The organism is Caulobacter sp. GW822-FHT01G02, assembly GCF_058802865.1.
On the sequence record NZ_JBXAON010000002.1, the window covers coordinates 192,326 to 215,160 of the forward strand.

Consider the following 22,835-nt stretch of genomic DNA (forward strand, 5'->3'; position numbering starts at 1 on the left):
CCACAGACAATGCGTGAGACCGCCAAGCGGCGCCAAAAAAGATCGCGACACGATGTAAGTGCTTTTGGCGGGGGTGCGCAAAGTGGCCGGCGCAGGCAAAACGAACCACCCGAAGCCGGTTTTGCTTGACCTTGGCGGAGGTTGCGACAAGTTTCCGGCCAGATATCAGGCTGCGGTTGCGGCCAGGCCGCGCCTTCGGGCGAATACGGTCCGGCGTCCGTCGATAACCTGACGCCACGACAGCTCGATCCAGTCTGGAGGCCGCCGTGGCAGAACACCTGACCCTTGCACGATCCATCTTGAAGCACCTCTTGGCCCTTAGAAGCCGAATGACGGATGGCCGCCTTGCGCCCTCGTTTCCTATTTCGGAGGCCTGACGCCATGACCCCTTTCCAGACGGACCGGGCTCGCCCCATGTCGGCGCTGCGCGCTTTTCTCCAGCACGAGGCGTCGGGCGGCTATGTCTTGATGGCGGCCGCCGCGCTGGCGCTCATTGTCGCCAATACGCCCCTGGCCGACGCCTATTTCTCGGTGCTGGGCCATCACCTGGGCTTTTCATTGGGCCCGGTGTCGCTCGACGAGAGCGTGCTGCATTGGATCAATGACGGCCTGATGGCCGTCTTCTTCCTGCTGGTCGGATTGGAGATCAAGCGCGAGGTCCTCGACGGACAGCTCTCGCGACCGTCGCGCATCATCCTGCCGGGGCTGGCCGCTCTTGGCGGGGTCGCCGCGCCGGCCCTGATCTATCTGGTGTTCAACGCCGCCAATCCCGATACCCGGTCGGGCTGGGCCATTCCCTCGGCGACCGACATCGCCTTCGCGCTCGGCGTTCTGGCCTTGCTAGGTCCCCGCGTGCCGACCTCGCTGAAGATCTTCCTGACCGCCATCGCCATCATGGACGACCTGGCCGCCATTGTGATTATCGCCATCTTTTACACCGCCCAGCTTCACCTGGGCGCCTTGGCGGTGTCGGCCGGCATCCTGGCGGTTCTGATCCTCCTCAACCGTCTCGGTGTGAAGGCGCTTTGGCCCTATCTGCTGGGCGGGCTTCTTCTATGGTTCTTCGTTTTGGAGTCGGGCGTGCACGCGACCCTCGCCGGGGTGGCGCTGGCCATGGTCATCCCGCTGCGCAGGAGCCCGGCCTGTCCCGACGACGTGACCTCACCCTTGCATCGGCTCGAGCACGCCCTCCACAAGCCGGTGGCGTTCGTGATCGTCCCACTGTTTGGTTTCGCCAATGCGGGCCTGTCCTTCACGGGCGTCAGCCTGGCCAATCTGCTGGACCCGGTTCCGCTCGGGGTGGCCTTGGGTCTCTTCGTCGGCAAGCAACTGGGCGTGTTCCTCACCGCCTGGACGATCGTGCGGCTGGGCTGGGCCGACATGCCCAAATACGCCTCGACCGGCCAGCTCTACGGCGTGGCTGTGCTTTGCGGCATAGGCTTCACCATGAGCCTGTTCATCGGCAACCTGGCCTTTCGGCAAGACCATCTGGTCGATGAGACGAAGATCGGCGTGCTGGCCGGCTCCCTGGCCTCGGCTTTGCTCGGCATGCTGATCCTGCGAGTTTCCAAGTCCGATGCGCCCGAAAGCGAACGTCACGCCGCAACCCTGGCGGACGACGGGCAACTGGACCTTCGATAAGACCCAACGCGCCGCTCCGACCATTCTCCTCGAGGCCGTAGACTTTACGAGGTCCCCATGACCGCCTTCGATCTTGCCGCGATTTTCCTGGCCCTGGTGGGGCTGGTTGGCTGGTTGAACGTCCGGTTCTTCCACTTGCCGACCGCCACGGCGATGGTCCTGGCCGGTCTTGCCGGCGCGGGCCTATTGCTCGCCGCGCGGGCCTGGCTTCCCGGCCCCAACGCCGCGGGGCAGCTCGTTAGCGCGATCGCGGGGGTGGATTTTCCCAAGACCGTGCTGGGCTACATGCTGGCCTTCCTGCTGTTCGCCGGCGCCATGCAGGTCAGTCTCGCCGAGCTTCGCAAGCGACTGCTGGCCATCGGCAGCCTGGCCACCGTCGGCGTGCTGGCCTCGACCTTGATCGTCGGCGGCGGCCTCTGGCTGACCGCGCGTCTGCTCGACTTGCCGCTGACTTTGCCTTGGGCGTTCGTGTTCGGCGCCCTCATTAGCCCGACCGATCCGATCGCCGTGCTGGCGGCGGTGCGACAGGGCAGTCTGTCAAAGACCCTGGAGGCGGTGCTGCAGGGCGAGGCCTTGTTCAATGACGGGATCGGCATCGTGGTGTTTACCGCCGCGGTCGCGATCGCCAGTGGAGGGGGAGAGCTCCACCCACTGCAGGCCATCGGTCAGGTCGCCGTCGAGGCGATCGGCGGCCTGGCCCTAGGGTTGGCCGCTTCGCTCTTGGTCATCGCCGGCATGAGGGCCATCGACGACTACGCGGTCGAGGTCGGGCTCTCCATCGCGCTGGCGGTTGGCGTCTACGCCCTGGCCGACGCGCTGCACGTGAGCGGTCCGATCGCGGTGGTCGTCGCGGGCCTGATGGTCGGCAATCTGGGCATGCGCACGGCCATGAGCGACATGACCCAGAGGCACGTGCACGGCTTTTGGACCCTGGTCGACGAAATCCTCAACGCCTTGCTCTTCCTTCTGCTGGGCCTGGAATTGGTGGTGGTGCCGTTCGATTCGAGGATGGCGGGCCTCTGGCTGGTGGCCATCCTGCTGGTGATCCTGGCGCGATTGATCGTCGTCGCGCCCTGGGGCGCCTTCTTCCGCCGCCGGGAACAGCAACGCGGCGCCAGTCTGCTGCTGGGGTGGGGCGGACTTCATGGCGCCTTGTCCCTGGCGCTCGCGCTAACCTTGCCGCCGGGTGAGGCTCGGTCCTTGATCCTATCGACGACCTTCGCGGTCGTGATCTTCTCGGTCCTGGCCCAAGGTCTCACCTTCGGATGGTTGGCGGCTAAATTCGCCACGCGACAGGACCGGTGATGGGCGCCGCCTTGCCCTTGCCGGCCAATGTCTTCGATGGAGACATGTCCCAAGGCGACGCCTAAGCCGATTGATCGTCACTTCAAGGCCGAGCGGTGTGGACACATCGCTCTAATGCATCGCTTGGAGTGTCCGTGCAGGGGGGCGGCGTCATTGAATTCCGTCCTTCGATATCAGCTTCTCCATCACGACGTCGCCTCCAGACCGCCGCCGAGCGCGGCGTAGAGCGCTACCATGGCCGCCAGTTGGTCGCGCCTGAGCGACAGCAGAACCTGACGGGCGGCGTAGTCGGCGCGTTGCGCGTCGAGGCGTTCCAGCCGCCCGTCGAGCCCGGCGCGGTAACGCAGATCCGATAGCCGGAAGCGCCGGCGCGCGGCCTCGGCCACACCTTCCTGAACATGGATCTGGCTGGCGAAAGTGGCCTGCGCGGCCAAGCCGTCGGCGACCTCGCGGAAGGCGATCTGGATCTGGCGTTCGTAGGCCGCGACGGCGAGCGATTTGCGCGCCTCGCTTAGCGCCAGAGCGCCCCTCAACTGGCCGCTCCGAAAGATCGGTTGGGTGATCTGCGGCATGAACGTCCAGGCTTTGCTGCCTCGGTCGAACAGTGCGCCGAGGTCCGGACTGGCGCCGCCGATCGCGCCGCTAAGCGTAACCCTGGGCAGGAAGGCCGCGCGCGCGGCGCCGATGTCGGCGTTGGCGGCGCGCAGGACATGCTCGGCCTGGGCGATGTCGGGGCGCAGGGTCAGCAGCTCGGCCGGCAAGCCCGGCTCAAGCTGCGTCGGAAGCGGCTGACCGGCGAGGGGGATCGGCGGAGGCAGCGAAGCTGGTTCCGGCCCGCCGACAATGAGCTCAAGGGCGTTGCGCGCCTGGGCGAGCCCGCGCCGGCCCGCCTCGCGATCGGCCTCCGCCTGGCGAACCAGGCCCTCCGCCTGGGCGATGTCGAGGCCGCCGGCTTGCGAGGCCGCCTTGAGCCGTTGGGCGATGTCGAGAGAGGCCCGCCAGTCCGACAGCGTCGCTTCGCTCAACGCCAACTGCTCCTCGGCGAGCCGCTCGTCGAGATAGGCCGTGGCGACGGCCGAGATCAACGCGATCCGGGCGGCGCGCGCGCCGGTCTCGCTGGCCAGATAGCGCTCATAGGCCGCGCTGGACTGCGCCCGGAGCCGTCCGAACACGTCCAGTTCGAAGGCGGTGAGCCCAAGATTGGCCGCGTATGTCTCGGACCGCCCCTGGGCCAGCGAGCGCTCTTGGGTCCGAGAAAGATTGGCGTCGAGGCTTGGCCCCAGCGCGCCGCGCGCGATCCGGTTCTCCGCGCGGGCGGCCTCGACGTTCAGCAGGGCGGCGCGAAGATCGCGGCTCTGGTCCAGCGCCTGGTCGATGAGAGCCGCCAGCCTGGGATCGGTATAGACCTGCTTCCAGGCAAGCGACCTGGCCATGGGCATGTCCGCCGCCACGCCGCCTTCGACGACGGGATAGGCCGCCGCCACTGGAGCCGCTGGAAGGTCCAGACGCGGCGTGACGGAACACGCGCCGAGCAGCGCGGCGCCGCAGAGGATCAGACGACGCATGAATCAGGCCTCCATCTCAGGCGTGGCTTTGTTCCGTCTGAACAGGCGCTCCGCCGCGCCGACGACCAGGACGAAGAAGGTGGGAACCAGGATGATCGCGAGCAGGGTGCCGGTGATCATCCCGCCGAACACGCCGGTGCCGATGGCGTGATGGGTCTCGGCGCTGGCGCCGGACGCGATCACCAGCGGGACGACCCCCAGCGTGAAGGCCAGACTCGTCATCAGGATGGGGCGCAGGCGCAGCTTGGCCGCGTGTAGGGCCGCCTCCGTCAGGCTCATGCCGTTCGCTCGATTGGCCTTGGCGAATTCGACGATCAGGATGGCGTTCTTGGCCGACAGGCCGATGATGGTGATCAGTCCGACCTTGAAGAAGACGTCGTTGGGCAGGCCTCGTAGTAGCACCGCCGCCAAGGCGCCGATCAGGCCGAGCGGAATGGCCAGCATGACCGACAGCGGGATCGACCAGCTCTCATAAAGCGCCGCCAGCACCAGGAAGACGACCAGCATCGACAAGGCGAGCAGCGCGGGGGCTTGGGCACCCGCCAGTTTTTCCTGCAGCGACTGCCCGGTCCACGCGACGGCGTAACCCTGTGGAAGCTGCGCCGCCAGACGCTCCATCTCGGCCATGGCCTGGCCGCTCGAAACGCCGGGCGCGGCCGACCCCGTGAGGCGAACCGACGGATAGCCGTTGAATCGCATCATCTGGGCCGGCGCCCGGGTCCAGACCGGCGTGACAACTTCAGAGAGCGCGACCATGCCTCCGGTCTCGTTGCGGACGTAGAGCTTCAGCACGTCGCCGAGCTGCATCCGGAAGGGCGCGTCGGCCTGAACGATCACCTGCTGCAGGCGGCCGGCGTTGACGAAGTCGTTGACGTAGCTGGATCCCAGGGCGGTCGACAGGGTGTCGCCGATCGCCGCGAAGGAGACGCCCAGGGCTTGGGCCTTCTGGCGGTCGATATCCAGCCGCACCGTCGAGCCGGGGGGCAGGCCATCGGGATAGACGCCCGTCACCTGCTTGCTCAGCGCGGCCAGTTCCAGCAGTCGCGTCTGGGCCGCGATCAGGGCCTCCGGGCCGCGATTGGCGTGGTCCTGAAGCGCCAGGGTGAAGCCCGAGGAATTGCCCAGCTCGTCGATCGAAGGCGGCATCACCGACATGATCTCGCCCTCGCGCTGAGCTCCCATGGCCTCGGTCGCGGCCTGGACCTCGCTGGCGCTCGTCGCGCCGTCGCGCTTGTTCCAGTCCTTGAGCATCGTGAAGATGATGGCGGCGTTGGGTCCCTGGCCGGCGAAGCTGAAGCCGGTGACCGCCTGGGTGGTATCGATGGCGGGGCGCGTGCGCGCATAGTGCTCGAAGCGCGAGACCGCTTCGCTGGTGCGCTGCGCCGTGGCGTCGGCGGGCAATTGGAAAGAGGTCATGAAGTAGCCCTGGTCCTCCTCGGGAAGGAAGGCCGAGGGCAGGAGCATGAACGCTGCCGCTACGATCGCGACGACCACGCCGAAGGCGGCCATGGCGCGACCGCCGCGTCGCAACACCGCGCCCAGCAGGCGGGTGTAGCCCTCGGTGAGGCGGTCGAAGCGCTGGTCGAACCAGGCGAAGAAGCCCTTTTTCGGCGTGTGGGCGTCGATGGGCTTCAGCAAGGTGGCGCACAGGGCCGGCGTCAAGGATAGGGCCAGGAAGGCCGAGAACAGGATCGAGACGGCCATGGACAGGGTGAACTGGCGATAGATCGCGCCGACCGAGCCATCCGCCAGGGCCATGGGAATGAACACCGCCGCCAGCACGGCGGTGATGCCGATGATCGCGCTGGTCATCTCAGACATGGCCTTGCGGGTCGCGTCCTTGGGAGAAAGCCCCTCGGTCGCCATGATCCGTTCCACCGCCTCGACCACGACAATGGCGTCGTCGACGATGATGCCGATCGCCAGCACCATGCCGAACATGGTCAGCACGTTGATCGAGAAGCCCGCGGCCAGCATCACGGTGAACGTGCCCATCAAGGCGATCGGCGCGACGATGGCGGGGATCAGCGTGTAGCGGATCTTCTGCAGGAACAGGAACATCACCAGGAACACCAGCGCCATGGCCTCGACCAGGGTCTGGACGACCTTCTCGATCGAGACGCGGACGAATGGCGCGGTATTGAACGGGACGCCCAATTGCATCCCGGGCGGCGCGGCCTTTTGCAGCTCGTCGAGACGGGTCTGGATCGCGGCGGCGGTCCGCACCGCGTTGCCGCCGGGCGACAGCTGGACGCCCAGGGCCGTCGCCGCCTGACCGTTCTCGCGGGTCGTGAAGTTGAAATTGGCCGAGTTCAGTTCGAGGCGCGCGACGTCGCCCAAGGTGACGCGCGAGCCCGAGGTGTTGGCGCGCAGCACAATGGCGGCGAACTGTTCGACGGTCCGCAATTGGCCGTCGGCGGTCAGCGGCACGGTCACGCGCTGGTCCTCGATCGTGGGCTCGCCGCCCAGGGCGCCGGGGGCCAGCTGCTGGTTCTGCGCCGCGATCGCTCCGGTGACGTCGCTCAGCGTCAGGTTGAAGCCCGTGAGCTTGTTGGGATCGACCCAGATCCGCATCGCGCGCTCGGAGCCGAACATCTGCACGCGCCCCACGCCTGGAATGCGTTTGAGCTCATCGGCGATGTTGCGGACCATGTAGTCGCTGAGCGCCACTTCGTCGTCCCGTCCGTCGACGCTCCGCAGGCTGACCATCAGCAGGAAGTTGGACGCGGCGCTCTCGACGCCGACGCCGGTCTGCCGCACGGTCTGGGGCAAGCGAGGCTCGATGGTCTTCAGGCGGTTCTGGACGTCGACCTGGGCAAGCTCCGGATTCGTGCCCGGCTTGAAGGTCGCCGTGATCGTGGCCGAGCCCGAGGTGTCGGTCGAGGACTCGAAGTAGAGCAGGTTCTTGACGCTTGAGAGCTCACGCTCGATCAGGCTCACGACCGAGTCGTTCATGGCCTGCGGCGTGGCGCCGGGATAGCTGGCGTAGATGCTGACCGTGGGAGGGGCGACGACGGGATAGCGCGCCACCGGCATGCGGGGGATGGCCATCAGGCCCGCCAGAACGATGGCGATGGCGATGACCCAGGCGAAGATCGGTCGCTCGATGAAGAACTTGGGCATCCGACTAGCGCGCTCCCATCTGGAACGGAACGGTTTTGACCCCGGCGCCGGCCCTGACGCGGTCCTGGCCCTCGACGATGACGCGCTCGCCGACCTTCAAGCCGCGAGTCACCACGTAGCGGCCGTCCACCACGTCGCCGACCTCGACGGCGCGGGTCTCGACCACGCCCTTGGCGTTCACCAGGCTGACGATCGGTTTGCCGCCGCTGTCGCGCAGCACGGCCTGCTGAGGGGTCATGACCGCGCTATGGATCGGGGCGCGCGGCAGGCGGGCGCGGACGAACATGCCGGGCAGAAGCGCGCGGTCAGGATTGTCGATCTCGACGCGCGCGACCGCGTCGCCCGTCGCGGGATCGACCGCCACGCCCGAGAACAAGATCTTCCCTTTGCGGGGATAGGGCGCGCCGGACGGCGTCAGGATCTCGACCTCGCGGCCGGCGCCGCCGCCCGCCATGGCGCGCAAGGCTTCAAGGCGCGCGGTCGGCTGACGGACGTCGATATACACTCGGTCGATCTGCTGGATGGTCGCCATCGGACCCACGCCGCCGACGGCGACCAGGGCCCCCTCCGTGACCTGGGCCTCGCCGATCCGGCCGGAGATCGGCGCCGTGACCGTCGCGAAACTCAGCTCGATCCCACGGCGGCGCAGGGTCGCGCGCGCTTCGGCCAGATCCGCCTCCGCCTGCGCCTTGGCCGAGACCGCGTCATCATAGCTCTGGCGGCTGATGGCGTCGGCCTCTACCAGCGGGGCCAGGCGCGTCACCTGGGCCCTGGCGCGTTCGGCGACGGCGATCGCGCGCGAAAGCGCCGCCTGGGCTCCGGCGGCTTCGGCCCGATAGGGCGTGGGATCGATCTGGAACAGCGGCTGGCCGGCCGTGACATCACCCCCCTGGGTGAAGAGCCGGCGGGTTATGACGCCCGACACCTGGGGGCGGATCTCGGCGGTTCGGAACGCCACGACGCGCGCTGGCAGCTCATCCACGGGCGTGACCGTGGCCGCCTCGGCGGTCGCCACCGCAACCTCGGGCGGCGGCGGGGCGGCGGCGACCTCGGGATGACGGCAAGCGGCCAGCATCGTGCTCCCCAGCAGGAGAGCCGCGGCGATGCGACGACGGTGGCGGTCCATGAAAATCAAGCTCCCAAAGTCGCGCCTTTTGGGGCGCTGGGCGGCTATGCCCGAGCGCGGTTGCGCGATCGTGGAGCGAATGTTGCGACTTCGTGGAGGGCCCTGGCGTCGCCCGCGGAAGGATGATTATTGCCTTGGCGATCCGGTCGCGGCCGCATTGGAGATCCCGTGAACGCCTTAGTTCTGATCGTCGAGGACGAGTCCGAGATCGCGGAAATCCTCGTGGGCTATCTTGAACGCGAGGGGTTCAGGACCGTCACGGCGCGGGATGGTCAGACCGCGGTCGAGCTGCATCAGGCGCTTCGGCCCGATATCGTCTTGCTGGACGTGGGTCTGCCCAAGCTGGATGGCTGGGAGGTCCTGGCGCAACTGCGCAGGCGCGGTGCGACGCCCGTCATCATGCTGACGGCCTTGGACCAGGACCTGGACAAGCTGCAAGCGTTGCGGATCGGCGCGGACGACTATGTCGTCAAGCCCTTCAACCCGCTGGAGGTCGCCGCCCGCGCCAAGGCCGTGTTGCGTCGCGCCACAGGAAGGGACGCGGCGTCGGTGGCGCGCTCAGGACCGCTTGACGTCGATCCCGTCAACCACATCGCGACGGTGAATACACCGGAGGGGCCGCGCCGGCTGACCCTGACCCTGACCGAGTTCAGACTGCTCCTCCACATGGCCCAGGCGCCGATGCGCCTCTACACGCGGGCCGAGCTGCTGGACGCCTGCCTCTCCGGCGGCGACGCGCTGGAACGGACGGTCGACAGCCATCTGAGCAAGCTGCGTAAGAAGCTCGAGGTGGCGGGCGCGCCCGGCATGCTCGGCAATGTCCGAGGCCTCGGCTATCGCCTGCTGGGGGACCAATGAAAGCCCAGAGCCTTTCGCAGCGCCTGAACCTCGCCGTCGTCGGCATCACCCTGGCGACCTTGATCCTCAGTCTGATCTTCATCGCCTTCGCCTACGGTCTGCTCTTCGAGTTCGCGCCCAAGCTGCTGTCGGCCGAGGACGCGATCCTGCCCGGCCCTGTGGAGTGGGCGATGTACTCGGTCTGCATCGTGCTGGGCAGCATCGCCGCCAGCGTCGTCGCGACGCGGGTCGCTCGACGGATGGTCGAACCGCTCGAGGCGCTGGCGCAGGCCGCTCGCCAGATCGCCGGGGGAGACCTGGCGGCGCGGGCGAACTTGACCGCCCCGGCCCCGACCGAAGCCAGCCAGATGATCGCCGACTTCAACGCCATGGCTGATCGGCTTGAGAAGGCCGTCGATGACATCGTCACCTGGAACAGCCTGATCGCCCACGAATTGCGGACGCCGGTCACGATCCTCAAGGGCCGGCTTCAGGGGCTCGCCGAAGGGGTGTTCCAGCCCGAACCGGGGCTTCTCCAATCGCTGCATCAACAGGCCGACGCCCTGGCGCGGCTGGTCGAGGATCTGCGGGTCGTCAGCCTGCTGGACAGCGGCCGCCTGCATCTGCGGCTGGTCGAGATCGACCTGGCCTCGGAACTGGAAGGTCTGGCGCGGCTCGTCGAGCGTGATCTGGACAGGGCGGGCTTTGGCCTGCGCATGGTCCTTACGAGCGGCCGGTGCGTGGCCGATCCCGTCCGCTTGCGGCAGGCAGTGCTGGCCCTCGTCGACAATGCGTTGAAGTATGCGGAGCCCTGTGTCCTGGAAATCGCGACGCACGTGTCGGACACTGAGGTCCTGATCAGCGTCATCGACAGGGGCCCCGGAATGCCGGAAGGCCTCTCGAAGCGCGCGTTCGAGCCTTTCCGGCGCGGAGACGACGTCGATCTCAAGAGCGGATCGGGTCTGGGCCTGGCCGTGGTGCGCGGCATCGCCGAGGCCCATGGAGGGCGAGCGACCTACGAGCGACGTGACGGCCTTTCAGCCTTCACGATCACGATGCCCGCGAACCAATTGCCGAGTGAAGCGCCCAGAGCGGCGACAAGGTCCTAGCCGCCGAATCCGGGGACGAGCGGGCCGAGCCGTTCAAGCCGATCGCTCCGCTGCGTGAAACTGAAAGGGTCGAGGAAAGCACCACGCCCAACGCAGCGGCGGATTGACCAGCGCTCCGGTCTTTGGAAAGCGCAAGAACATCATCGGTCTCGCGCGCCTACGGTCCAAACGCCCTTTGGAGGCGACGCCCACGGGACCGGTTTCGGGAACGTTCAGCTCGACGCGGACGCTCAAGATGACATGACGCGGCGCTTGCCCTAGCCTGACGGCGGTATTGGAGTTCCGAATGTCGCCGCGTGCAACGTCCCCCGAAGATCCCCGCTTGGTCTTTTGGAACCGCCGCTCGACGCCGCCTTTCACGGCCTTGCGTGCGTTCGCGGCCGTCGGCGAATTTGGCGGCATCCGTAAGGCCGCGGCCGTGCTGGAGCTGGACCACGCCGCGGTCAGTCGGCACCTTCGCGGTCTGGAGGTCTGGGCCGGCGTCCCGCTGGTCGAGCGCGGGGCCAACGGCGGCAAGCTGACGCCGGAGGGCGCCAAGTTTCACGCCCGCATAACTTCCGCCCTCAACGAAATCGCCGCGGCGTCCGCCGATCTCCTGCATGGCTCGGACGAGCGCACGTTGCAGATTTCCTGCATCCCCGGCCTGGCCTCCAACTGGCTGTTGGCGCGCCTGGCCGACTTTCGCCAATCCCATCCCGAGATCCAACTGGTGCTGCGTCCGTCGGACACCGCCCCGGACTTCACCCGCCGCGATATGGACGGCGACATCCGCTACGTGATCGACGCCGCGCCGGACAAGCCGCCCGCCGGAGAGATCGAAACGGTGCAACTGGCTCGCCCGCCGGTTCTGGCCGTCGCCAGCCCGGCGCGCCTGGACGCCCTGGGCCAGCCCTCGACCGCGGCGGATCTCTTGAAGGGGCCGTTGCTGCACGAGGAAAACGCCCGGCAATGGACCGCCTGGTTCGAGGCCAACGGCGTGACCCCGGAGCCGGATCTGCCCGGGCACAGGCTCTGGCATGCCCACCTGGCCGTCGACGCCGCCCGTCGCGGGGAGGGCCTGGCCCTGGCCAACGCCTTCCTGGTCGGCGAGGATTTCAAGGCTGGCCGATTGGTGGATGTTGGCGCGCTGATCGGCGCGCAGCCGATCGTGATGGGGCGCTATGTGTTTTCGGCCCGTCGGGACCGCTGGCGCACCCCGGCGCTGCTGGCCTTCCGGCGATGGCTGGTGCGCGAGGCCGCCGGGGAAGCGGCGCGCTGGTAGCCCACGTCGGTGACGTTTCGTCACCACTCGCAGCGGAGTTGTCATCTCCGCATCGCGCCGGTTGTGGCCGAGCATCATCTCAGGTGTTTTGTTTCCTGAGAGAGTTGCCTTGTCCGCCTTCGCGACCGCTCCCGTCTCCAACGAATCCCTTCTGGAGCGTCGCCGCGCGGCGGTGTCCTCGGGCGTGGCCAGCTCGACGGCCATCTATGCGGATAGAGCGCTCAATGCCGAGATCTGGGACGTGGAGGGGCGTCGCTACGTCGATTTCGCGGGCGGCATCGCCGTCCTCAACGTCGGTCATCGTCACCCTCGGGTGATGGCGGCGGTCCAGAACCAGCTGGAGCGTTTTTCCCACACGGCTTTCCAAGTGCTGGCCTACGAACCCTACGTGGCGTTGGCCGAGCGCCTGAACGCCTTGGCCCCGATCGACGGGCCGGCCAAGACGATCTTTTTCACCAGCGGCGCCGAGGCGGTCGAGAACGCGGTCAAGATCGCTCGCGCGGTGACCGGCCGGCCTGGGGTGATCGCCTTCACTGGCGCGTTCCACGGCCGCACGACCCTGTCCTCGGCCCTGACCGGCAAGGTCGCGCCCTACAAGCGCATGTTCGGGGGCGCGCCGGCCAATATCTTCCATGCGCCGTTTCCGATCGCGGCGCACGGCGTCGACGTCGAGGATAGCCTGAAGGCCCTCGACTTCCTGTTCGCCGCCGACCTGCATCCCAGTTCCGTGGCGGCGATCATCATCGAGCCCGTGCAGGGCGAGGGCGGTTTCCACCCCGCGCCCGACGCTCTGATGACCGCGCTGCGGGCGATCTGCGACGCGCACGGCATCCTGCTGATCGCCGACGAGGTGCAGACTGGCTTCGGCCGTACGGGCAAGATGTTCGGCGCCGAGCACTGGAGCGTGCGGCCCGACCTCATCACCGTGGCCAAGTCGCTGGCGGGCGGCTTTCCCCTGTCCGGCGTCATCGGACGGGCGGCGCTGATGGACGGTGTCGAACCCGGTGGCCTGGGCGGCACCTATGGCGGTTCCCCGGTCGCCTGCGCCGCGGCCCTGGCGGTGCTCGACGTGATGGAGGACGAGGCGTTGTGCGCGCGCGCCGACGTCATAGGCGCACGGCTGCGTGAGCGCATCGCGGGCTTCGCGGGCCGCAACGACCTGATCCCGACCCGTGGTCTGCGCGGCCCGGGCGCGATGATCGGCTTCGACATCGTCACCGCCGACGGACGGCCCGACGGCGCTGGCGCCAGGGCCGTGGCGGGGCGAGCCCTGGAGCGCGGCTTGATCCTGCTGACCTGCGGGGTCGGCGGCGAAACGATCCGAGTGCTGGCGCCGTTGACCATCCCCCTTGAGCAATTGGACGAGGGTCTCGACATCCTCGAGCACAGCCTGCGCCTGGACCTCGCCTGATGGACGGCGCGACCCACCTTCCGATCCTGGCGCTGAGACGGCCCGACCTGCTGCGCCAGGCCGCCTATGTCGACGGCCAATGGATCGACGGCCCTGAAGAGATCGTCGTGACATCGCCCGCCACGGGTCAACGTCTTGGCGGCGTGCCCGACCTTGGCGCGGAGACCGCGACCCGGGCGGTGACCGCGGCCCAAGCCGCCTTCGGGCCTTGGCGCAAGCTGAGCGCTAAGGCGCGGGGCGCCATCCTGCGGCGCTGGCGCGACCTGATCCTGGAGAATGTGGAGGATCTGGCCCGGCTGATGACCGCCGAGCAGGGCAAGCCCCTGGCCGAGGCGCGCGGTGAGGTGGCCTATGCGGCCAGCTTCCTCGAATGGTTTTCCGAGGAGGCCAAGCGCGTCTATGGCGACGTTATCCCAGGGCATGACGCCGGCAAGCGCCTGCTGGTGCTGAAGCAGCCGATCGGCGTGGTGGCGGCGGTGACGCCATGGAACTTTCCGGCGGCGATGATCACCCGCAAGGTCGCGCCCGCCCTGGCCGTGGGCTGCACCGTGGTGCTCAAGCCGTCCGAGCTGACCCCGTTCTCCGCCCTGGCCCTGGCGGCCTTGGGCGAGGAGGCGGGCGTGCCGCCGGGCGTGTTCAACGTCGTGACGGGGCAGGCCGCGCCGATCGGCGAGGTGCTGACCGGCGATCCGCGGGTGCGCAAGTTCACCTTCACGGGGTCGACGCCGGTCGGGAAGATGCTGGCCGCCCGCTGCATGGCCACGGTCAAGCGCGTGTCGCTGGAGCTGGGCGGCAATGCGCCGTTCATCGTCTTTGACGACGCCGACCTGGACAAGGCCGTCGAGGGGGCGATGGCCTCGAAGTACCGCAACACCGGCCAGACCTGCGTCTGCGCCAACCGCCTGCTGGTGCAGGCCGGCGTCTACGAGGCCTTCGCGCGGAAGCTGACCGCGCGTGTCGAAAAGCTGGTCGTGGGCGACGGGCTGGCCGGCCCCACCGACCAGGGGCCGCTGATCAACGCCGCCGCCGCCGCCAAGGTCGGTCGCCATGTCGAGAACGCCGTCGCGGGCGGCGCGGTCGTCCGCACCGGCGGCCAAGCGCTCCCGGGGGCGGGCTACTTCTACGCGCCAACCGTGCTGACCGGCGTCACCGGCGACATGGCCATGGCCAGGGAAGAGACCTTCGGCCCAGTCGCGGGCCTGATCCGGTTCGAGACCGAAGCCGAGGCCGTCGCGATCGCCAACGACACCAGCGCCGGCCTGGCGGCTTACCTCTTCACGCGTGACCTCGATCGGTCATGGAGGGTCGGCGAGGCGCTGGAATACGGCATGGTTGGGCTGAACACCGGCCTGATCTCCACCGAGGTCGCGCCCTTTGGCGGGGTCAAGGAGTCGGGCCTGGGCCGCGAAGGTTCTCGCCACGGCGTCGACGAGTTCGTCGAACTCAAACTTCTGTGCAGCGATATTGCGGGGGACTAGGCCATGATCATCAAATTCGCGCCGGCCGAGCTCTTCGCCGCCATGCCGCCGGCCAATCCCGCGCCGGTTCCGATCGGCGATCCGGTCTCGCAGATCGCCGTGCGCGGCTTCGCCTCGCAGGCCGCCGCCTCCACGCGCACCGGCGTCTGGGAGTGCAGCCCGGGACGCTGGCGTCGGCAGGTGCTGGCGGCCGAGTTCTGCGTCTTCCTCGAAGGCGCTTGCGTGTTCGAGCCGGACGAGGGGGAGCCGATCCGTATCGCCCCGGGCGAGGCGGTCTATTTTCCGGCCAACACCGCCGGCGTCTGGACGATCGAGACCAAGGCCCGCAAGGCCTATGTCATCTTCGATGAAGCGCGATGAACATGCGGCCGCAGCCTCTCACGGCCGTAGCGGAAACGCAGGCCTATCGCGACACCAGCTTCTGGCTGGAGACCTGCAACGATGATCTGACGCCCCGCGCCTCGCTCAAGGGCCAGGTGAGCGTCGATGTGGCGATCCTGGGCGGCGGCTTCTCCGGCTTGTGGACCGCCTATTATCTGATGCGCGACAATCCCGGCCTGCAGGTGGCCATCCTCGAGAAGGACATCTGCGGCTACGGCGCCTCGGGGCGCAACGGCGGCTGGTGCTCGTCACGCTATCCGCTGGATGCGAGCACCCTGGCCAGGCGCTACGGCGTCGAGATCGGCCGCAAGACCCTTCTGGCCATGTATGACGCCGTCGAGGAGGTCGGGCGCGTCTGCGCGCGCGAAGGTATCGACGCGGAGTACCGCCAGACCGGCATTCTCAGCCTGGCGCGCGGCAAGGCTCAACTTCCGGCGGTCCAAGCCTCCCATCGCGCCTACGAACGCCTGGGCCTGGCGGATCAGAACCTGCTGCTCGGCGCGGAAGCCGCCCGGGAGAAGGTGCGCGCCACCGAGATCGAGGGCGCGCTGTTCTCGCCCAAGAGCGCCACCGTGCATCCGGCCAAGCTGGTGCGCGGTCTCGCCCAAGCGGTCGAGCGCCTGGGCGGGGAGATCTACGAGCGATCGCCGGTGACCCGCTTCGAGCCGGGCGAGACGCCGCGCCTGCACACCGACAGCGGCGTGCTGGTGGCTCGCAAGGCGATCGTCGCGGCGGGCGAAGCCTATCTGACCCAGCAACCGCGCTTCCGCCGCAAGCTTCTGCCGATGTCGTCGCTGATCGTGCTGACCGAGCCTTTGAGCGCCGCGCAGTGGGCCAGCATCGGCTGGGCGGACGGCGAGGGTCTAGGCTCGCAGGTCAATATGGTCGACTACTTCACCAAGACCACCGATGGCCGCATTCTCTATGGCAGCCGCGGCGCGCCCTATCACCTGAACTCCAACATGGATCACCCCTGGGACGCGGCCACGGCCAAGACCATGCGCGAGACCCTGGTCGAGTGGTTTCCCGCCCTTGATGGCGTGGCCTTCTCCCACAGTTGGGCGGGTTATCTGGGGGTCTCGCGCGACTGGACGCCCACGATCAGCTTCGATCCGCGCACCAAGATCGGCCAGCTGTTCGGCTATACCGGCCGGGGCGTGTCGACGACGAACATCTCCGCGCGCATCCTGGCCGGGATGATCACCGGCAAGCCGACGGGCTTTGAGTTCCTGCCCAGCGTCGGCAACCGCTCGCCCGACTGGGAGCCCGAGCCGGCGCGCTGGCTGGGCGTGCGCTACGTCCAGGAGGGCTTCGCCCGCATGGATGCGGCGATGAAGGCCAAACGTCCCGCGCCGCTGGACGCCCCCCTGGTGCGCCGGCTCAGCAAGCAGTAGGGCAGGCCCGAGACGCGGCGGCGGGGATTCCATGGACGCTCTGGGCAAGACGGTGGTGCTGTTCGCCTGCTTCGGCGTCCGGCCCGAGCCATGGCTGGCGGCTTTCGATCAGACCGCGCCGGACTTCGACTGGCGTGTCTGGCCCGACAGCGGCGCGAAGGACGAAGTCGATTACGTCGTCGTCTGGGCCCAGCCTAACGGTTTCCTGCGTCAATTTCCCAATCTGCGCGCGGTGTTGTGCATCGGCGCTGGGGTGGATCGGATCCTGCAGGACAGCGACCTGCCGGATGTGCCGATCGCCCGCATGCGCGATGAGGGACTCACCCAGGGCATGGTCGAGTTCGTGCTCGCCCGGGTCCTGCACTATCACCGCCTGATGCCGGCCTATGAGGCCCAGCAGCGCGAGGGTGTCTGGCGCCAGCTGGCCGCGCCGCTGGCGGGGGAGCGAACGGTCGGCGTCCTGGGTCTGGGCCAGTTGGGCGGAGCCTGCGCCGCCAGCCTGGCCGCCAACGGCTTTTCCGTGCGCGGCTGGAGCCGGACACCAAAGGATCTGCCCGGCGTCGCCGCGTTCGACGGACCCATCGAGGCCTTTCTCGAGCCCTGTGAGGTGGTGGTCTGTCTGCTGCCCCTGACGCCGGCGACCCGCGGCGTGCTGAACGCCGGGACCCTGTCGCATCTGTCGGGCGCCAGCCTGATCAATGTCGGCCGGGGCGCGCATCTGGTCGAGGCCGATTTGATCCCCGCGCTCGACGCCGGTCATCTGGCCAACGCCACCCTGGATGTCTTCGCGACCGAACCCTTGCCGGCCGGTCATCCGTTCTGGTCGGACCCGCGCATCACCGTGACGCCGCACGCCTCGGCCCTGACGCCGCCGGGGACGGCTGGGCCGACGATCGTGGCCAATATTCGCAGGCATCTTGCTGGCGAGGCGCTGCTCGACCTCGTGGACCGGGACGCGGGCTATTAAACCAGGCGTGCGCCGCTGAGCCGGAAGAGCAGGCCGACCTGGCCGTTATCCTGCACATCGAACCGCCCGCGCAGGCGGATTTCCTGGCTCTTCTGCTGCAGGACCGGCTCATCGGCGAAGACCTCGATGATCTCGTTGGGTCGCCCCTCGGGGCAGCACTCGATCGAGTAGCGCGAGACGATGAACCGCCGCGCCTGGCGCTCCATGGTCAGCGGCGTGATGAAACCGGAGATCTCGATCTCGCGGCCGCTCATCGTCTGAACGGCCGCAGGATAGTGCGCCCTATAGATATAGTCCGGCGGCGACTGGCTGAGCGTCGTGGCGCCCAGCACCGCCCAGAGCGGGTCGCGCGAGATATCCCGCTCGTCGCCGCCGGGATGAGCGAAGGCTTGCGACAATGGCGCCAGGGCCGCCGTGGTCGTGAGGCCGGCGAGCAGCTTGCGTCGATCGATCATGCCGAGGCCTCATGGCGCTAGAGGGGATTGAGCACCCGGTCGAGGAACACGCGGGTGCGCTCGACCTTCGGCGCGGTCAGGACTTCCCGCGCCGGACCACTCTCGACGATGCGGCCGCCGTCCATGAACAGAACGCGATCGGCCACCTCGCGGGCGAAGCCGATTTCGTGGGTGACGATGACCATGGTCATGCCCTCGTCGGCCAGGGTCCGCATCACCTTCAACACCTCGCCGACCCGTTCGGGGTCCAGCGCCGACGTCGGTTCGTCGAACAGGATCGCTTGCGGCTTCATGGCCAGGGCGCGGGCGATGCCCACCCGCTGCTGCTGCCCACCCGAAAGCTTGGCGGGGTAGGCGTCGCACTTGTCGCCCAGGCCGACCCGTTCGAGCAGGTCTCGCGCCTCGGCCATGGCTTCGGCGACCGGCCGGCCGGCGACATGGATCGGACCTTCGGCGACGTTTTCCAGGGCCGTGCGGTGAGGGAAGAGGTTGAACCTCTGGAACACCATGGCGACCTTGGCGCGAATGGCCGGCAGGGACTTTTCGCCGAGCACGGACCCGTCGACCACGATCTCGCCGCCGTCGTGCCGCTCCAGGCCGTTGATGCAGCGCAGGATGGTCGACTTGCCCGAGCCGGACGGCCCGATCAGGCAGACCACCTCGCCGCGCTGGATCTCGAAGCTGATGTCCTTGAGCACCTGGGTGTCGCCGAAGGACTTGCTGACGTTCTTGAGACTGATCATTTGCGGGCGAACCTGCGTTCGAGGCGGCCGACCAGGTAGGTCAAGGGCAGGCTCATGGCCAGGTAGAGCAGGGCGATCAGGGTGTAGACCGACATGTTCTGGAAGGTGCTGACGGCCAGGAGCTGACCGGCGCGCGTGAGTTCGGCGACGGTGATCGTCGAGGCGATCGAGGAATCCTTGAGCAGCATCACCGCGGTGTTGCCAAACGGCGGAAGCGTGACGCGGATGGCCAGGGGCATGATCACGCGCAGCATGATCTTGCGCTCGCTCATACCCAGCGACTGAGCCGTCTCGATCAGCATCGGATCCACCGACGAGAAGCCGGCCCGGAAGTTCTCGGCCTGATAGACGGAGTAGGCCACGCCCAGGCCGATCGCGCCGGCCACGAAGGCGTCCAGCTGGACGCCCAGCTCCGGCAGTACGAAGTAGACGTAGAACAGCTGCACGATGATCGGAACGCCGCGGACGGTGTTGATCACCACCCGGCTGATCGCGCGCAGCACGCGATTCCTGGAGATGCCCATCAGGGCCCAGACCAGGCCCAGGATCACGCTGATCACCAGCGCCGCCAGGGTGACGGCGATCGTCACCCCAAGCCCCGACATCAGGATGGGCAGGAACTTCACCGCGTCGGTGAGGAACTGGTCCATCAGAGGGACCACTTGGTCAGGATCGCGGCGATTTCCGTCGCCTTGATCTGGCCGATGGCGGCGTTCAGCTTGGCCAGCAGGGCCGGATCATCGCGGCGCACCAGCAGGCAGACGTCCTCGCGCGAGGGCGGCGTGAAGTCCGGGGCCAGGCGCAGCGTGGCGCTGGGCGTGGTGCGCAACCGGTAGGACAGGATCGGCGCGTCGCCGTAACCGGCCGCGATGCGGCCGTTGCCCAGGTCCTGCAGGATATCGCCCAGATTGTCATAGGTCTTGACGTCGGTGACGCCGGCCTGGGCCAGTTGGGCGACGAAGCGAGTGCCAACCTGGGCGCCGACGGAAAGGCCCTTGAGGTCCGCCAGCGCGCGGATCGGACGGGTCTGGCCCTGGGCCGTGACCACGCCGCCGCCATAGGCATAGACGGGATCCGTGAAGGCCACGACCTTCTCGCGTTCCGGCGTGCGCAGAATGCCGGCCGCGACCATGTCGATCTTGCGGGCGGTCAGCGACGGCACCAGCGCCGCGAAGGTGGTGGTCTGGATGCGGATGGCGAGCCCGGCCTTGGCCGCGACCGCGTGGGCGATGTCGATCATCGCCCCGGTCAACTGGTTGGTCTTGAGGTCCAGGAAGCTGAACGGAGCGCCGGTGGCGGTCGAACCGATGACCAGCGCGCCAGGCGCGCCGGGCTTGCGACCGCAGGCGCTGAGCGCCAAGGCGGCGCCGCTCATCGCCATCAGGGTCCGGCGGGTAGGATGACTTTGGATATTCACTCGGGCCTCTTGGTATCGGCGCATTTGGGCCGGGGGCGCTGGACCGGGCCGGGGAGGAGTCTCCGGTCCAGCGCCCCTGCGTCTGCCTAGTAGCGGGCGATGGCCTGAAGGCCGATCGTCCTCGGGCGAAGCGTGGCGCCGGTCCAGAGCGGACCGTTCACATAGGTCGACGACTCGGCGATGTAGTCGACATTGTTCAGAATGTTCTCCCCGTAAATGGAGAGGTTGACCCGGCCCAAGTCAACGCCGGCGCGCAGGTCCAGGGTCGTGGGCTCGGACGGCAGCGGGCGGCGAGGGTCGTAGGTCGTCGCGGTCGGGACCTGATAGAGGAACCGTCCGTCATTGACGCTGCGATAGTTGTACTGCGCGCGCACAAAGCTCTCGCGGCCGGCGACCGTGAAGCGATATTCGGCGCTGAGATTGACCGTCCACGGCGTCTGTCCCAGCGTCTGGCCGGCGATGACGACGGGCGCCGTGCCGATCTGGATGGTCTTGTCGTAGGTCGCGTCGTTATAGCCCAGGCCCAGGCCGAGCAGCAGGTTCTCGACCGGTCGGACGTTGAGATTGACGTCCACGCCCTTGCTGGTCGCGCTGGCGGTGTTGGCCACCAGGCTGAAGGCGCAGGTCAGGCGCAGTTGCTGCTGGATGTTCTTCCATTCGATATAGTAGGCGCTGGCCTCGAACTGCACCTTGCCGCCGAAGAGCCGGTTTTTCGAGCCGACCTCGTAGCTGTCGGTGGTGTCGGGTTGGTAGGTGGCGGCCTTGCCCAGGCCCAGAGCCGAAGATTCCGCGGCGCAGACGTCGGGCAGCGCCTTGTTGACGCCGCCCGTCCGATAGCCGCGAGCATAGGAGGCGTAGTAGAGCGCCGCGGGCGTGGCTTGCCACGACAGGGCGACCTTGGGCGTGAACGGCTTGGTGGTCATAGAGCCCGACGCGCGCGACACGCCGCCGGCGTAAGAAACCCCGCGTTCCAACACATCGAAGTCGAGGATGTCCTTGGAGTACCGGCCCCCCAGGGTCAGGGTCAGGTTGTCGAGGATCTTGTAGTCGAGGTTGGCGAAGATGGCGGTGGTCTTCTCGACCGTCCATTCGTTGCCGTAGTAGCGGGCGACGCCATTGACCAGGGGCGAGACACCCGCGGCCTGCGGCGTGCGCCCATAACGGACCAGGTAGAGCGCGTTGTAGTGCGGCTCGTTGATCGGCAGGTCCGAGCGCAGCGAGCTCCGCGAGAAGTAGGCGCCCAAGCTCCACTTCAGGCGTGCGTCGGGATTGGTGTTGTTGACCCGGAACTCCTGGGTGAACAGGTTCTGGTAGATGTTGGGGTTCTGCCAGGTGATCGACTGGGCGAAGCCCGGCGTGACCGGATAGAGATAGGCGTTGCCGAACGAGGTGCGGTCGTTGCCGTGCGTGGCGTCGTTCGTCTCCTTCACGTGGCGCTTGAAGAACGAGCTGACGCTGGTGAAGTTCAGGTCGTCGGTCGCGGCCACCATCTTCAACGCCGGCACCGTGAAGTGGTCGCTGCTGGGCTGCGGGATCGAGGCGTAGCTGAGGAACTTGCCGTTGTCGGGGGCCGAGGCGCCGAGCGGGCAGGGGTTCAGGGTCGGGTTGATCACCGAACCGGTCGTCGCAGGACAGCGCGTGGTCAGCGCCGTGCGGTCGTCGAACTTGCTGTTCTGGTGGTAGACGCTGGGCGTGATCGTCAGCCAGTCGGTGGGCTGGATGGTCAGCACGGCCCGGAAGACGGTCGCGGCGCTGCTGTTGACATCGTCATCGCGGCTGGCGGCGTTCTGCCAGCTCTGGCGGTCGATCCAGCCGGCGTCCTCGCGATGGTAGAAGCTGATCCGCGCCCCAACCTTGTCCTGAACGATCGGGCCACCGACGGCCACGCCCAGTTCATAGCCCTCGCCGCCGTTCTTGGTCTTGCTGACGGCGGCGCGGCCATAGCCGCTGTAGCTGTTCAGGCTGGGCGTGGGGGTGATGAAGCGGATGGCGCCGCCCTGCGAGCTGGCGCCGAACAACGTGCCCTGGGGACCCCGCAGCACTTCCACGCGCTCGAGGTCGAAGATGTAGGGCAGGGTGCTGCCGTTGTAGTTCAGCGAGGCGTTGCGGGCCTGGACCGGCGTGTCGTCGATATAGATCGCCGAGGTCGCCGCGCCGGCCGTCGAGTCGATGCCGCGAATGGTGACGCGGGTCGCGCCGCTGCGGGTGATGTCGACGCCCGGAGTCTGGTTGATCACGTCGCGGATGTCGCGAACGCCGCGCTTGTCCAACGCTTCCTGCGAATAGGCGGCGATCGAGATCGGGGTCTTGGAGAGAACCGTGCTTTGCTTGGTGGCGGTGACGATGATTTCCTCGATGCTGTCCGGTCCCGCGGCCGTCTGCGCCATGGCTTGTCCGCCGCCGATGATCGCCGCGGCCGCGCCGCACAGCAGCACCTGCTTTGAAATTCTGTCGCGAAGCATCGCTATCCCCCTTGTCATGCGCCAGTTGCGAACGCTGAGCCGGCGCCAGAAGGGTTCGGCCCTTCATCGGAAAGCCCACAAAGGCTCGCCTCTCAGTCCCCATGAGAGTTCCAGCAAGATCGCTTTGCGTAAGGTGAGAAACAGGACGGCGGTGGTGTCA

The 22,835-nt window shown here is 67.8% G+C and carries 18 protein-coding genes; 10 read left to right on the forward strand and 8 right to left on the reverse strand.

The features are described 5' to 3' along the window. Nucleotides 1–381: 381 nt before the first annotated feature. Nucleotides 382–1,641: a Na+/H+ antiporter NhaA gene (nhaA, locus tag AC1RNC_RS06450; RefSeq protein ID WP_492884698.1), complete on the forward strand. Its 1,260-nt coding sequence runs from the start codon at nucleotides 382–384 to the stop codon at nucleotides 1,639–1,641. Between the two features lie 57 nt (nucleotides 1,642–1,698). Then, nucleotides 1,699–2,946, forward strand: coding sequence for a cation:proton antiporter (locus AC1RNC_RS06455; RefSeq protein WP_492884700.1), 1,248 nt, complete (start codon nucleotides 1,699–1,701; stop codon nucleotides 2,944–2,946). A gap of 185 nt (nucleotides 2,947–3,131) precedes the next feature. On the opposite strand, the gene AC1RNC_RS06460 is transcribed toward AC1RNC_RS06455, so the two are convergent. The 3 genes from AC1RNC_RS06460 to AC1RNC_RS06470 are packed head-to-tail and all read right to left on the reverse strand — an operon-like array spanning nucleotide 3,132 to nucleotide 8,760. Continuing rightward, nucleotides 3,132–4,511 carry an efflux transporter outer membrane subunit gene (locus AC1RNC_RS06460; protein ID WP_492884702.1) on the reverse strand — a complete coding sequence of 460 codons (1,380 nt, stop codon included), beginning with the start codon at nucleotides 4,509–4,511 and terminating at the stop codon, nucleotides 3,132–3,134. 3 nt (nucleotides 4,512–4,514) lie between these two features. After that, nucleotides 4,515–7,634, reverse strand: a complete 3,120-nt coding sequence (locus tag AC1RNC_RS06465; protein WP_492884704.1) for a multidrug efflux RND transporter permease subunit — start codon at nucleotides 7,632–7,634, stop codon at nucleotides 4,515–4,517. 4 nt (nucleotides 7,635–7,638) lie between these two features. Next, the gene (locus tag AC1RNC_RS06470) at nucleotides 7,639–8,760 is read right to left on the reverse strand and encodes an efflux RND transporter periplasmic adaptor subunit (protein ID WP_492884705.1); all 1,122 of its coding nucleotides are present in this window, start codon (nucleotides 8,758–8,760) and stop codon (nucleotides 7,639–7,641) included. A gap of 168 nt (nucleotides 8,761–8,928) precedes the next feature. Here AC1RNC_RS06470 and AC1RNC_RS06475 point away from each other — a divergent pair, with 168 nt between their 5' ends. The 8 genes from AC1RNC_RS06475 to AC1RNC_RS06510 all read left to right on the forward strand — a co-directional run bounded on the left by AC1RNC_RS06475 (nucleotide 8,929) and on the right by AC1RNC_RS06510 (nucleotide 17,598). Further along, nucleotides 8,929–9,618 carry a response regulator gene (locus AC1RNC_RS06475; protein WP_492884706.1) on the forward strand — a complete coding sequence of 230 codons (690 nt, stop codon included), beginning with the start codon at nucleotides 8,929–8,931 and terminating at the stop codon, nucleotides 9,616–9,618. Next, nucleotides 9,615–10,706: an ATP-binding protein gene (locus AC1RNC_RS06480; RefSeq protein ID WP_492884707.1), complete on the forward strand. Its 1,092-nt coding sequence runs from the start codon at nucleotides 9,615–9,617 to the stop codon at nucleotides 10,704–10,706. The genes AC1RNC_RS06475 and AC1RNC_RS06480 overlap by 4 nt, the downstream gene beginning before the upstream one ends. A 322-nt stretch (nucleotides 10,707–11,028) precedes the next feature. After that, the gene (locus tag AC1RNC_RS06485) at nucleotides 11,029–11,967 is read left to right on the forward strand and encodes a LysR substrate-binding domain-containing protein (protein WP_492884708.1); all 939 of its coding nucleotides are present in this window, start codon (nucleotides 11,029–11,031) and stop codon (nucleotides 11,965–11,967) included. 109 nt (nucleotides 11,968–12,076) lie between these two features. Continuing rightward, nucleotides 12,077–13,378, forward strand: a complete 1,302-nt coding sequence (gene gabT, locus AC1RNC_RS06490; protein WP_492884710.1) for a 4-aminobutyrate--2-oxoglutarate transaminase — start codon at nucleotides 12,077–12,079, stop codon at nucleotides 13,376–13,378. Next, a complete protein-coding gene (locus AC1RNC_RS06495) occupies nucleotides 13,378–14,856 on the forward strand; it encodes an NAD-dependent succinate-semialdehyde dehydrogenase (protein WP_492884712.1) in 1,479 nt (492 codons plus the stop codon). Before gabT ends, AC1RNC_RS06495 begins: the two co-directional genes overlap by 1 nt. A 3-nt stretch (nucleotides 14,857–14,859) precedes the next feature. Next, nucleotides 14,860–15,216, forward strand: coding sequence for a cupin domain-containing protein (locus tag AC1RNC_RS06500; RefSeq protein WP_492884713.1), 357 nt, complete (start codon nucleotides 14,860–14,862; stop codon nucleotides 15,214–15,216). A gap of 2 nt (nucleotides 15,217–15,218) precedes the next feature. Further along, complete coding sequence (locus AC1RNC_RS06505; protein ID WP_492884715.1) at nucleotides 15,219–16,631, forward strand: NAD(P)/FAD-dependent oxidoreductase; 1,413 nt, start codon at nucleotides 15,219–15,221, stop codon at nucleotides 16,629–16,631. Nucleotides 16,632–16,662: 31 nt separating this feature from the next. Next, nucleotides 16,663–17,598, forward strand: a complete 936-nt coding sequence (locus AC1RNC_RS06510; protein ID WP_492884717.1) for a 2-hydroxyacid dehydrogenase — start codon at nucleotides 16,663–16,665, stop codon at nucleotides 17,596–17,598. Here the strand turns inward: AC1RNC_RS06510 and AC1RNC_RS06515 are convergent. The 5 genes from AC1RNC_RS06515 to AC1RNC_RS06535 form a co-directional block, all read right to left on the reverse strand. Continuing rightward, nucleotides 17,595–18,053, reverse strand: a complete 459-nt coding sequence (locus AC1RNC_RS06515) for a hypothetical protein (RefSeq protein WP_492884719.1) — start codon at nucleotides 18,051–18,053, stop codon at nucleotides 17,595–17,597. The two genes, AC1RNC_RS06510 and AC1RNC_RS06515, sit on opposite strands and share 4 nt — an antisense overlap. 17 nt (nucleotides 18,054–18,070) lie before the next feature. Next, complete coding sequence (locus AC1RNC_RS06520) at nucleotides 18,071–18,796, reverse strand: amino acid ABC transporter ATP-binding protein (RefSeq protein ID WP_492884721.1); 726 nt, start codon at nucleotides 18,794–18,796, stop codon at nucleotides 18,071–18,073. Continuing rightward, nucleotides 18,793–19,446 carry an amino acid ABC transporter permease gene (locus AC1RNC_RS06525; RefSeq protein ID WP_492884722.1) on the reverse strand — a complete coding sequence of 218 codons (654 nt, stop codon included), beginning with the start codon at nucleotides 19,444–19,446 and terminating at the stop codon, nucleotides 18,793–18,795. The genes AC1RNC_RS06520 and AC1RNC_RS06525 overlap by 4 nt, the downstream gene beginning before the upstream one ends. Then, nucleotides 19,446–20,213 carry a substrate-binding periplasmic protein gene (locus tag AC1RNC_RS06530; protein ID WP_492884724.1) on the reverse strand — a complete coding sequence of 256 codons (768 nt, stop codon included), beginning with the start codon at nucleotides 20,211–20,213 and terminating at the stop codon, nucleotides 19,446–19,448. Before AC1RNC_RS06530 ends, AC1RNC_RS06525 begins: the two co-directional genes overlap by 1 nt. Before the next feature lie 86 nt (nucleotides 20,214–20,299). Next, nucleotides 20,300–22,675, reverse strand: coding sequence for a TonB-dependent receptor (locus tag AC1RNC_RS06535; protein ID WP_492884726.1), 2,376 nt, complete (start codon nucleotides 22,673–22,675; stop codon nucleotides 20,300–20,302). Between the last annotated feature and the right edge of the window lie 160 nt (nucleotides 22,676–22,835).

Excerpts from the sequence above, each read along its gene's own strand:
- nhaA (WP_492884698.1), top strand. The coding sequence starts at position 382 with ATGACCCCTTTCCAGACGGACCGGGCTCGCCCCATGTCGGCGCTGCGC.
- AC1RNC_RS06455 (WP_492884700.1), top strand. The coding sequence starts at position 1,699 with ATGACCGCCTTCGATCTTGCCGCGATTTTCCTGGCCCTGGTGGGGCTG.
- AC1RNC_RS06460 (WP_492884702.1), bottom strand. The coding sequence starts at position 4,511 with ATGCGTCGTCTGATCCTCTGCGGCGCCGCGCTGCTCGGCGCGTGTTCC.
- AC1RNC_RS06465 (WP_492884704.1), bottom strand. The coding sequence starts at position 7,634 with ATGCCCAAGTTCTTCATCGAGCGACCGATCTTCGCCTGGGTCATCGCC.
- AC1RNC_RS06470 (WP_492884705.1), bottom strand. The coding sequence starts at position 8,760 with ATGGACCGCCACCGTCGTCGCATCGCCGCGGCTCTCCTGCTGGGGAGC.
- AC1RNC_RS06480 (WP_492884707.1), top strand. The coding sequence starts at position 9,615 with ATGAAAGCCCAGAGCCTTTCGCAGCGCCTGAACCTCGCCGTCGTCGGC.
- AC1RNC_RS06495 (WP_492884712.1), top strand. The coding sequence starts at position 13,378 with ATGGACGGCGCGACCCACCTTCCGATCCTGGCGCTGAGACGGCCCGAC.
- AC1RNC_RS06500 (WP_492884713.1), top strand. The coding sequence starts at position 14,860 with ATGATCATCAAATTCGCGCCGGCCGAGCTCTTCGCCGCCATGCCGCCG.
- AC1RNC_RS06505 (WP_492884715.1), top strand. The coding sequence starts at position 15,219 with ATGCGGCCGCAGCCTCTCACGGCCGTAGCGGAAACGCAGGCCTATCGC.
- AC1RNC_RS06510 (WP_492884717.1), top strand. The coding sequence starts at position 16,663 with ATGGACGCTCTGGGCAAGACGGTGGTGCTGTTCGCCTGCTTCGGCGTC.
- AC1RNC_RS06515 (WP_492884719.1), bottom strand. The coding sequence starts at position 18,053 with ATGATCGATCGACGCAAGCTGCTCGCCGGCCTCACGACCACGGCGGCC.
- AC1RNC_RS06520 (WP_492884721.1), bottom strand. The coding sequence starts at position 18,796 with ATGATCAGTCTCAAGAACGTCAGCAAGTCCTTCGGCGACACCCAGGTG.
- AC1RNC_RS06525 (WP_492884722.1), bottom strand. The coding sequence starts at position 19,446 with ATGGACCAGTTCCTCACCGACGCGGTGAAGTTCCTGCCCATCCTGATG.
- AC1RNC_RS06535 (WP_492884726.1), bottom strand. The coding sequence starts at position 22,675 with ATGCTTCGCGACAGAATTTCAAAGCAGGTGCTGCTGTGCGGCGCGGCC.